The organism is Parvibaculum sp. (assembly GCF_049671045.1).
GTDB lineage: Bacteria > Pseudomonadota > Alphaproteobacteria > Parvibaculales > Parvibaculaceae > Parvibaculum.
The window spans coordinates 1-8,218 of sequence record NZ_JBATUH010000009.1 but is presented as its reverse complement, the minus strand read 5'-3'; the positions used below and the strand labels follow the sequence as shown (position 1 = coordinate 8,218).

Below are 8,218 nucleotides of genomic sequence, written 5' to 3'. Positions count from 1 at the left end.
TTTCGGGACAAGGCCATATCGAAGCGAGTCCGGAGGCTCATGGAAGCCGGCACTGGCCGCCGGCGCCCAATCGGGCCAGTGCATGTTTCTAGCCTAAATAGGGTGCGGAAACCATAGCGGGCCGGCATGAAAGGCAAGGCAGACCGCGCCTGCCCTCGCGGGCGGCACGGCGCGGGGATGGCCGATCATTCGGCGGGAATGGCGGCCTTGCGCTGGGCTTCGGTGGCGGGAGCGCCAAGCTCGACGATCTCATAAGCCGACTGGTCCGCGAAAAGGGCGCGGAGCACCCGGTTGTTCATCGCATGGCCGGCGCGCAGCCCCTCATAGCGGCCGATGAGCGGCGCGCCTGCAAGCGCGAGATCGCCCACCGCGTCGAGCACCTTGTGCCGCACGAACTCATCTTCGAATCGCAGACCTTCCTCGTTGAGCACGCGATCGCCATCCACCACGATCGTGTTCTCGAGCGTACCGCCAAGGCCGAGTCCGGCCTTCCACATCGCCTCGACATCCTTGAGAAGGCCGAAGGTGCGCGCGGAGAGGATAGCTTCGCGGAAATCCGGCGCATGGAAATCCGCCTCGATGACTTCATGTCCGATCACCGGATTCTCGAACTCGATCTCGAAAGCGAGCGTGAACCCTTCGCCCGGCAGCAGCGCGGCGCGCTTCAGACCGTCCTCGACGATGACCGGCTTCAGAATACGAATGGCATGGCGCGGCGCTGCAAGCGCCTTCAGGCCCGCCGCCTCGATCGCCTCGACGAAGACCCGCGAGCTGCCGTCCATCACCGGAATTTCCGGTCCGTCGATCTCGATGAAGGCATTGTCGACACCGAGCGTCGCCAGCGCCGCCATCAGATGCTCGACGGTGCTGATCGAGGCTCCCGCCTGGTTGCGGATCGCGGTCGACAGCATCGTGTCGCCGACCTGATCGTAGCGCGCGCGAATATCGGTCGCGGCCTCGCCACCGTCGAGATCGGTGCGACGGAAGACAATGCCGAAATCCGCCCCGGCCGGATGGAGCGTCATGTGGATCACATGGCCCGAGTGAAGCCCGACGCCTTCCAGAGCGACGGGCGCGGCCAGCGTCATCTGAGGACATGCGGGCGCGCCTGCGCGCTGGCGGCGATGCGCCCGCGCCTCTTCAAGCGTGATGGTTTCGAACTCAGCCTTGCGCACCGGACTATCCTTCACCCCGAGAACCCCACTGCGGTTCTAGCAGTGCGCAAATAAAGCCTCAAATAACAGTTTCTTTCAGAATGTTACCTTCTGAAACGGGCTCTAACCCCTTGCTTTCAAAGCAAAACCCCGCCTGCCCCGGACACGTCCGGAACAGGCGGGGCTTCGCGCGCGCAGCGCCCCCCGCGGGCGCAGCCAGTGGAAGCGTCAGTTGGCCTGACGCCTCAGAAAGGTCGGGATCTCAAGCTGCTCCTCCTCATAGGACGAGGGCTGAACGAGACGCCCTTCGGCGGATTGAGTGAGGCTTTGCGCCTGCGACTGCGGCCTGGGCAGCTCCGGCTGCTGCTGCGGCTGGGGCCTGCTCACCTCGCGAGAGGCGACCGGCTCGCGGCGCGGCGGCTGGGGCTGCTCCTCATTGCGGCGACGGCCGCCGCCCGTCAGACGCTCGAAGAAGCTCGGCCCCTTGCGCGGCGCCCGGCTCTGCGGCATCTGGGCCGCACGGTTGCCGATGAAGGCGGGAACTTCCGCGTTGCCAGTCTGCACACGGTCGAGATCGCCCGGAATGAAGGGCTGCGCCTTCGGCTCGGCGAGCACGGCGGCCGGGTTCACGACCGGCTCGTCGCGCCTTGCCTGCTGCGGCATGCGCGGCTCGGGCTTGTGAATGATGACCTCGGCCTCATATTCGCGCGGATCGTAATGGGCGGAGAGCGGCGGCGCGACGCGCTCCACGACCGGCAGCTCGGGTTCGGCGATCGGCTGCATGTGCATCTGCGGCTGGGACTGCTGCGCGACCGTGCGGGCCGGCTTGGCGAAAGTCGCCGCCGCAACGACCGGCGCGCGCTCGGCCGCGACCGCCTTCGGAGCCGCAGCGGCTTCCGCCGCAGGACGCTGCTGCGTGCGCTCCTCGACCTCGATGCCGGTTGCGACGACGGACACGCGCATGCGCCCGTCCATTGACGGATCGAAGGTCGAGCCGACGATGATGTTGGCATCCGGATCGACCTCGGAGCGGATGCGGTTGGCCGCTTCATCCACTTCATAAAGAGTGAGGTCCATGCCGCCAGTGATGTTGATGAGAACGCCCTTCGCGCCCTTCATCGACACTTCGTCGAGCAGCGGGTTGGAGATGGCGGCCTCGGCGGCCTCGACGGCGCGCTTCTCGCCCGTCGCCTCGCCCGTGCCCATCATGGCCTTGCCCATCTCGTTCATCACGGTCCTGACGTCCGCGAAGTCGAGATTGATGAGGCCCGGCTTCATCATCAGGTCGGTGATGCCTGCAACGCCCGAATGGAGAACCTGGTCGGCCATCGCGAAGGCGTCTGAGAAGGTCGTGTTCTCGTTCGCCACCCGGAAGAGGTTCTGGTTCGGGATGATGATGAGCGTATCGACATATTGTTGCAGCTCGCGAATGCCCTCTTCGGCAAGACGCATGCGCCGCGTGCCCTCGAACTGGAACGGCTTGGTCACCACGCCGACCGTGAGCACGCCCTCGTCCCGCGCAGCGCGCGCGATGACGGGCGCGGCGCCCGTGCCGGTGCCGCCGCCCATGCCCGCGGTGATGAAGACCATGTGAGCACCCTGAATGTGCTCCACGATCTCATGCAGGGCTTCTTCGGCCGCCGCGCAACCGACCTCGGGACGCGAACCGGCGCCGAGACCTTCAGTGATCGAAGCGCCGAGCTGGATGCGGCGTTCCGCCAGCGAGAGCTGGAGCGCCTGCGCGTCGGTATTCGCCACCACGAATTCGACGCCATCGAGACCCGACTCGATCATGTTGTTGACGGCGTTTCCGCCGGCACCGCCGACGCCGAACACCGTGATCCGGGGCTTCAGTTCCTTTGCCTGCGGTACCGTCAATTTGATGCTCATGTCAGCCTCCTCGAAACAGATTGGATAATCGGGGTCCGTCCAGCCGCATTTTCCGGCAGTGCAGCAACCACTCGGCCCGGTGGCGCTGCAAACCGGCTCAATCCTCGCCTTCGGCGACGCCGGCTCTTTGCCCCTTTCAAGGCCCCGCATTCGGCGCAAGCACGAGTTTCCGCCACGCCCCTCATCAGAAATTCTCCCGCAGCCAGCGGCTGAACTTGCGCAAGCCGCCCGGTCGCCCATTGGCTTCCTCGTCGCCATCCGCGCCTGCCGCCTCGAGCGGCGAAATCTGCGAATAGGTGAGAAGGCCGGCACAGGTCGCAAAGGCCGGTCCGCCCGTCGCCTCGGCAAGGCCGGTCAGCCGGATCGGCTGGCCCACGCGCACCTGCTTGTCGAGAATGCGATGGGCAAGTTCCCGCGCGCCGTTCATCTGGCTCGCGCCGCCCGTCAGCACCACGCGGCGACCCGCGACGCGCGCATAACCCGATGCTTCGAGCCGATCACGGACGAGTTCGAACGTTTCCTCAAGCCGCGGCTGAATGATGCCGGTCAACATGGACCTCGGAATGTGATTCGCCGAATCGGCATCGCTCTCGCCCACTTGAGGCACGTCAATCATCTCTCTTTCATCGGACGGACTGGCCAGCGCGCTGCCATAGAGCGTCTTCATGCGCTCGGCATGCGCCAGCGGAGTCGAAAGTCCTCTCGCAATGTCATTAGTAATGTGATTCCCGCCAATAGACACGGAATCGCAATAAACCATGGCGCCTTCGAAGAAGACGGCGAGCGATGTGGTGCCGCCCCCCATATCGATGACGGCGACGCCGAGGTCCATCTCGTCCTCGACGAGACAGGCAAGGCCGCTCGCATAGGGTGAAACCACCGTAGCAAGAACCGAGAGATGGCAGCGGTCGATGCAAAGCTCGAGATTGCGCAATGGCCCGCGTGCGGCGCTGACCATATGAACATCGACGCCCAGCGTTTCGCCGAACATGCCGCGCGGGTCCTGAACGCCGCGCGCGCCGTCGATGCTGAAATTGGTCGGAAGCGCATGCAGAACGTCGCGGCCCTCGGGCTGGAAGTTCGCCTGGGCATAGCCGATGAGGCGGACGAGATCGGCATCGGTGATCTCGGGTCCGGCCACGGAGGATTTGACACCGACGGTCTGGCTCTTGGGCTCCGCGCCCGACATGCCGACGATCACGTCCTTGATGGTGACGCCGGCCATGCGCTCGGCCGCATCGACCGCGACCCGGATCGCCTCCTCGGCCGCGTCCATGTCGATGATCGTGCCGGCGCGAATGCCTCTCGAAACCTGATGCCCGATGCCGATGACGCGGATCGGCGCATGGCCGTTCGCCAAACGGCCCGGCTCGATCCTGGCGATGAAGCAGGAAATCTTGCTCGAGCCAACATCGAGCGCGGCAATGGTGCCCGCCCTTCCCGCAGCAACCGGACGTCCCTGGAATCCTCTGGAACCGAGACTGACCATGTTCATGTATCGCCCCCACCCCTGACGGCGCCCACCTTTCGAGTGGCCTTCGCCGCCAACGCATCGCCCCGTGCGCTCGCTGCCTCTGGCGTCAACGCCAACGTCACGCGATCCGGCAGTCGCATGTCGACTGATTCGATATCGCGAGAAAGAATCTTGTATGTCTGATCGAGGTTCGCCAAATCGGCAAGAGCCTTTTCGACGCCGACCTCGGGAAGTTTCACATCGACGCCGTTTTCGAGCCGGAGATTCCATCTCCGGCCGCCCACGCGCACGAAAGCGCGCACGCGAGCGAGCAGTTGCGGCTGCGTCTGAATGAGCGCCAGCACGTCATGCGCTTCGCGCGCGCCGCCGAAGCCGACGACGAAAGGCAGATTGGTATAGGCCTGAACATTCTCGTCCGTGATCGGCTGACCGTCCTTGTCGACGACCGAGAGCCGGCCGGCGCGCTGCCAGACCGCGAAGGGCTCGCGCTCGACGACATCGATGCGGATCGCATGCGGAAGGAGGCGGGTGACGGTCGCCGACTTCACCCAGTCCACATGCTCGATGCGCTGGCGCGCCGCCTCGGTGTCGACGGCGAAGATGGGATCGCCGCGCGAGACGCCCAGCGCCGCCAGCAATGCCTGGGGATCGGCATTCGAACGGCCGGTGACCGTCACGTCCTGCACGCTGAAGCCCGCCAGCGCGAGAAGCCGGTTGCCCTGAAAGGCGGCCTCGCGCGCGGCCGACGACACATGGCCGCCGACAAAGAGCCCATAGAGCCCGACGCCGACGATGAGCGCGATGGTGGCGGCCGTGAAGGGCCGCATGCGGAAATTGCCCTCGCGCAATTCGTCGAACCAGAGCATGAGCTGGGAAGCGGGCCGCTCGGAGCGGCGGCCGAAGCTGCGCTCGGCGCCCGTGTTGCGACGGCGGCCGGGCGCGATTTTCGCGGCCCGGCGCCCCTTGCCCGGCACGGCGCGGATGCCGGCACGCGAGGGGGTTCTGTTCCGATTGCCGCTCATCGATCGCATGACGCGTCCTCCACCATCCAGCTCACCAGCTCGCCATAAGAATAGCCGGCGAGATTCGCAAGCTCCGGCACGAGCGATGTCGGCGTCATGCCGGGCTGGGTGTTCACTTCGAGGAGAATGAGTTCGGGCTTGCCCTTCCTCGTGTCGTCGAATCGGAAGTCGGCGCGGCTGACGCCACGGCAGCCAAGCGCACGATGCGCGGCGAGCGTCACACGCTGCACCTCCGCATAGTCATCGGCATCGATCTTCGCCGGAAATTCATGGCGCGAGCCGCCCGTCGCGTATTTCGCCTCATAGTCGTAGAACACGGTGCTCGCGAAGATTTCGGTGACGCCGAGTACCTCCTCGCCCATGACGGCGCAGGTCAGCTCGCGCCCGGCGATGAAACGCTCGACCATCACCTCTTCGCCGAGATCCCAATCGGGCGAGGTCAGCTCGACCGGAGGACGGTTTTCGCCCTTGCGGACGATGAAGACGCCGACAGAGGAGCCCTGGTTCACCGGCTTGATGACATAGGGCGGCTCGATGACATGCCCCCTCGCCGCCTGCTCGCGCGGAACGACGATGCTTTCCGCTACCGGAAGGCCTGCGGAGCGGAAGACCGCCTTGGCGCGCTCCTTGTGCATGGCGAGCGCCGAGGCGAGCACGCCCGAATGGGTGTAGGGGATGCTGAGGATCTCGAGCAGACCCTGCACGCAGCCATCCTCGCCCCAGCGGCCGTGAAGCGCGTTGAAGACGACGTCGGGCTTTACCTTGAGCAGCTGATCGGCGAGATCGCGGCCGGCGTCGATCTCCGTCACGCGGTAGCCGTGCTGGCGGAGCGCATCGGCGCAGCCGCGCCCGGAGACGAGGCTCACCTCGCGTTCCGGCGACCAGCCACCCTTGAGAACGGCAACGTGCTTGCGCGTCATGCCGGCTCTCCTATCCGCCTGATTTCCCATTCGAGAACGATGTCGCTCTTCGCCTTCACGCGCGCGCGGACTTCCTCGCCCAGACCTTCGAGATCGGCCGCGCTCGCCGTGCCGGTATTGATGAGGAAGTTGCAGTGCAGCTCCGAGACCTGCGCGCCGCCCCTGACGAGGCCGCGGCAGCCAGCCGCATCAATCAGCTGCCAGGATTTATGCCCTTCCGGGTTCTTGAAGGTCGAGCCGCCGGTGCGTGTGCGGATGGGCTGGCTTTCCTCGCGCTTCGCGGTGATCTCGTCCATGCGGCGCTGGATCTCGGCCTTGTCGCCCGCCTCGCCCTGAAAGATCGCCTCGACGAAGATGAGGTCCCCCGGCGCGCCGCAATGGCGGTAGCTGTAGCCCATATCGGCATTGGAAAGGACATGGCGCCGCCCCTGCCTGTCGATGGCGACGGCCTCGACGAGCACATCCTTCGTCTCGCGGCCATAGGCGCCGCCATTCATCCGCAGCGCGCCGCCGATGGAGCCTGGAATGCCGCGATAGAATTCGAGACCGGTAATACCCGCCTCCTGCGCCGCACGCGCGACCGCCACATCGAGCGCCGCCGTGCCCGCGCGCAGCCGGTGGCCGTCCAGCGCCTCGATATGCGAGAAGCCCTTACCGCCAAGGCGAATGACGACGCCCGGGACGCCGCCATCGCGCACGAGAAGATTGGAGCCGACGCCGATGACGGTCACCGGCACATCGGCGGGCGTGCCCGCGAGAAAGGCGGCGAGATCGTCGGCATCGGCCGGGCGGAAGAGCACTTCGGCCGGCCCCCCGACGCGGAACCAGGTGAGCGGCGCGAGCGGCGCATTTGCAATGAGCTCGCCGCGCACCTTGGGGAGCCTTTCGATCAGGGAAGAAGCAGGCGCATGAGCCGCCATCATTTCCCTTTCCCCTTCTTCGTTTTCGCCTTCGCAGGCTTTTCCGTCTTGTCACCCTTCGCCGCCACCTTTTTCGGCTTCGTGGAAAGGGCGGCGAGATCGGCCGGAAGCGCATTCGCCCAATAGGTGATGCTGCCCGCGCCGAGGCAGACGACGAAGTCGCCGGGCTTCGCAATCTCGGAGACGAGCTTCGGCAGCGCCTCCGGTCCGTCGAGCGCGATCACGTCGCGGTGACCGCGGTCGTGAAGCCCGGCAACGAGAGACGCCTTGTCGGCTCCCTCGATGGGCGCTTCGCCCGCCGCATAGACATCGGCGACGATCACCGTGTCGGCATCGTTGAAGCAGGCGCAGAATTCATCGAAGAGATTGTGAAGCCGCGTGTAGCGATGCGGCTGAACGACGGCGACGATGCGGCCCGAGCAGGCAGAGCGCGCGGCCTGAAGCACGGCGGCGATCTCGACCGGGTGATGGCCGTAATCGTCATAGATATCGACGCCGTTCCATTTGCCGACATGGGTGAAGCGGCGCTTGACGCCGCCGAAGCTCTCGAGCGACTTGCGGATCTTCGCCTCGGGAATGCCCATCTGAATGGCCACGCCCATTGCGGCAAGCGAGTTCAGCATGTTGTGACGGCCATGCATCGGCAGCTTCACCGCCGGAAGTTCGCGCGTCTGGCCGCTCTTGCGATCCGCGATCGTCACGTCGAAGACGTTGAGCCCCTTCTCGACGCGCGGATTGGTCGCGCGGATGTCGGCCTGCGGGCTCGTGCCATAGGTGACGATGCGCCGGTCGCGCACGCGGCCGATGAGCGCCTGCACCTCCGGATGGTCGATGCACA

At 65.8% G+C, this 8,218-nt stretch carries 7 protein-coding genes; all 7 read right to left on the bottom strand.

The genetic code is table 11. The features are described from left to right. Positions 1 to 185 precede the first annotated feature (185 nt). Positions 186 to 1,175 (bottom strand): UDP-3-O-acyl-N-acetylglucosamine deacetylase, encoded by a 990-nt coding sequence (gene lpxC / locus WBG82_RS00645; RefSeq protein WP_424420130.1) that lies wholly within the window; start codon positions 1,173 to 1,175, stop codon positions 186 to 188. Positions 1,176 to 1,382: 207 nt separating this feature from the next. Continuing rightward, positions 1,383 to 3,044: a cell division protein FtsZ gene (gene ftsZ, locus WBG82_RS00640; protein WP_424420128.1), complete on the bottom strand. Its 1,662-nt coding sequence runs from the start codon at positions 3,042 to 3,044 to the stop codon at positions 1,383 to 1,385. A 184-nt stretch (positions 3,045 to 3,228) separates the two neighbouring features. Continuing rightward, positions 3,229 to 4,539 carry a cell division protein FtsA gene (ftsA, locus tag WBG82_RS00635; RefSeq protein WP_424420126.1) on the bottom strand — a complete coding sequence of 437 codons (1,311 nt, stop codon included), beginning with the start codon at positions 4,537 to 4,539 and terminating at the stop codon, positions 3,229 to 3,231. Next, positions 4,536 to 5,549, bottom strand: coding sequence for a cell division protein FtsQ/DivIB (locus WBG82_RS00630; RefSeq protein WP_424420124.1), 1,014 nt, complete (start codon positions 5,547 to 5,549; stop codon positions 4,536 to 4,538). The genes ftsA and WBG82_RS00630 overlap by 4 nt, the downstream gene beginning before the upstream one ends. Next, the gene (locus WBG82_RS00625) at positions 5,537 to 6,460 is read right to left on the bottom strand and encodes a D-alanine--D-alanine ligase (RefSeq protein ID WP_424420122.1); all 924 of its coding nucleotides are present in this window, start codon (positions 6,458 to 6,460) and stop codon (positions 5,537 to 5,539) included. Before WBG82_RS00625 ends, WBG82_RS00630 begins: the two co-directional genes overlap by 13 nt. Next, positions 6,457 to 7,383, bottom strand: coding sequence for a UDP-N-acetylmuramate dehydrogenase (gene murB, locus WBG82_RS00620; RefSeq protein ID WP_424420120.1), 927 nt, complete (start codon positions 7,381 to 7,383; stop codon positions 6,457 to 6,459). Before murB ends, WBG82_RS00625 begins: the two co-directional genes overlap by 4 nt. Then, positions 7,380 to 8,218 (bottom strand): glutamate ligase domain-containing protein (locus WBG82_RS00615; protein ID WP_424420118.1); only part of this gene is annotated, 839 nt, incomplete at its 5' end. The genes murB and WBG82_RS00615, both read right to left, overlap by 4 nt.